Source organism: Staphylococcus coagulans (genome assembly GCF_002901995.1).
GTDB lineage: Bacteria > Bacillota > Bacilli > Staphylococcales > Staphylococcaceae > Staphylococcus > Staphylococcus coagulans.
The window spans coordinates 1-2,259 of the sequence record NZ_PPQN01000122.1; the positions used below are offsets into that span (position 1 = coordinate 1).

The 2,259-nt window shown below is 30.8% G+C and carries 2 protein-coding genes; one reads left to right on the forward strand and one right to left on the reverse strand.

Annotated elements, in window-relative coordinates; translation table 11 throughout:
- Nucleotides 1-198 precede the first annotated feature (198 nt).
- Nucleotides 199-957 (forward strand): helix-turn-helix domain-containing protein, encoded by a 759-nt coding sequence (locus CD118_RS11650; RefSeq protein WP_103356747.1) that lies wholly within the window; start codon nt 199-201, stop codon nt 955-957.
- A 680-nt stretch (nt 958-1,637) separates the two neighbouring features.
- Here the strand turns inward: CD118_RS11650 and CD118_RS11655 are convergent.
- A partial coding sequence (locus CD118_RS11655) for an alpha/beta hydrolase (RefSeq protein ID WP_103356751.1) occupies nt 1,638-2,259 on the reverse strand: 622 nt, incomplete at its 5' end.

Here is a 2,259-nt window from a genome sequence, read left to right on the forward strand (position 1 = left end):
ATCAAATACTGATAGAATTATGCGAAAAAACGTTAAAAAACAAGTATTCATATAATAATACTATTATTATTCCTCAGACTATGAACTGGATATTAATATAAAAAATATTGAAAACATGATTATTATGATAAATAGCAACATTTATCAAAAACAATATTTTCATTTCTATTACAATATGGATGAGGTGATAAGGTATGGATGAGGAAAGTATTCATAAAAATTATTCAGCTTGTTGAAGAGAATCTACTTGAGAACTATAGTCTAGATGATTATGTACAGATGACGGGTTATTCTAAGTTTCATTTAATGCGAATTTTCAAGAAAGCGACAGGCTACACATTCTACAATCATATTTTAAGTAGACGCATTGCTCATGCATCACATTATCTACTCTATACAGATATAAGTATCATCGATAACGTCTTTATGCTTAACTTTCAGTCTCAAGAGGCGTTCTCTAGAAGCTTTAAAGCAGTTTATGGTTTGCTACCAGGAAAATATCGCAAATTATTGAGTGGGATTTCACAAACAAGTGAGGCGGAAGTAGATATAACAACAGAAGATATTAAAGGATGGATTATTTCAGAAACAACACCTCAAATGTATGAAGTAAAGCTTAATTCAAGAGAATACCATAGTGGCAAGCAATCTGCATCAATCACTTCAATTCGTGAAGCATCTTCGTATAATGAGAATACATTCGGGACATTGATGCAAAGTATCTCTTCTCAGGACTATAAAGGCAAGCGCATGAAATTCTCAGCATTCGTTAAGGGAAAAGCTGCAGATATATGTGGTGTTTGGGCAAGGGTTAACGATGCGACCAACAATGTTCTACAGTTCGATAATATAATGGAACGCGTATTATCGGTAGGAATGACTGGAACTATTACTCTTTTGTACTGGATGTCAATGAAATGGCAGAATCAATTCACTTTGGGTGTTGCTCATCGGTAAAGGTAAGGTTTGGATTGATCAATTTAAGATTGAAGAAGTAGATCTATCTGTCCCGAGTACCGATATAATAAATAAATAACAGAATTTACCTGCTAAGCCAATAAATAACAAGGGGTTAAATCAACGCTTAAAGCAACAATATGATATGTTGTATATTGTGGGCTTTAAAATGTATAAAAAGAGAAAGATATACTTATCTTTACTTATAATTACTGCTCTTGCCTTTTTATTTTGCCTCAAATTACGAGTAACTATAATATTTTAACTAGATCGTTTGGCATTATTCCTTTTATTTTCTTTGTTTTGTTTATATTTAGTTTCGATAAGAAAACTGATAGAAGGAAACATTAAATATTTAATGTAGTAAATCCCTTTTATTAATGGGACTTTACTACATTTTTTAAACGGGGGTCTAATAATATCTCTTAGTTGTACTGATATAATTAACTACATTTGTAAATAGAAAAAGATGATTACATGACAATGTTTATTAAGATATTTCTTTTGTAGATTCCATTGTAATTACGCTGATGTATTTTAATAAAAAGTAGAATACTACGCTTATTAATTTCTACTTACAACCGTATATAACTCTATGGATTGTAAAACTCAACATCACTCTTTTATTTAATGTCATTTTGAAATTCAGTAATTACTATAATCATTTTATAGCTCTTGTTCTATTTGTAAGCATATTTTAGGGCCTTCTTAAAATATTTTTTAAAGAAGCGGTGTCTATGAATCCCTTTTGGGTTCGTTTGAAATTTAAATTGTGCTTCTTTATGATTTAAATCTCCATTTAAAATTTTAACGCCCTCAAAACTATTTTTAACCATATCTTTAATCGTTAAGGTGTGTTCAATTCCTTCTTTAAGTCCAACATACCAATAAACAGTAACTTTATCTGTAATCTGCCCTTCTCTTTTCATAAAATCAATAAAGTTAGGATACCATACAGATGGGGATATCAATATATACGTCCCAAAACATTTTGGAATCTGATATAAAGCATAAAGTGAAACAAGAGCCCCGTATGAAGCCCCAGCAATCCCTATATCTTTATTATCATTAGATACTCTATAACGATGACGTAGTACAGGGATTAGTTCTTCAGTAAGCCATTTTAAGTATTTATCAGCTAATCCTCCACTTTTCTGTTTACCAATTTGAGCTTCCCATGGTGTAAAATCGTTTGATCGTTGTTTAGACTCTATCCCTACAAAAATAATGTCCTTATTTAAATCTTTAAATAAGTAATCACCGTCTTGTACATACAATAAAGGCTGTCTCTTATACACATCT

What these genes read in the sequence shown, in the direction of transcription:
- CD118_RS11650 (WP_103356747.1), top strand. Translation starts at nt 199, where the DNA reads ATGAGGAAAGTATTCATAAAAATTATTCAGCTTGTTGAAGAGAATCTA.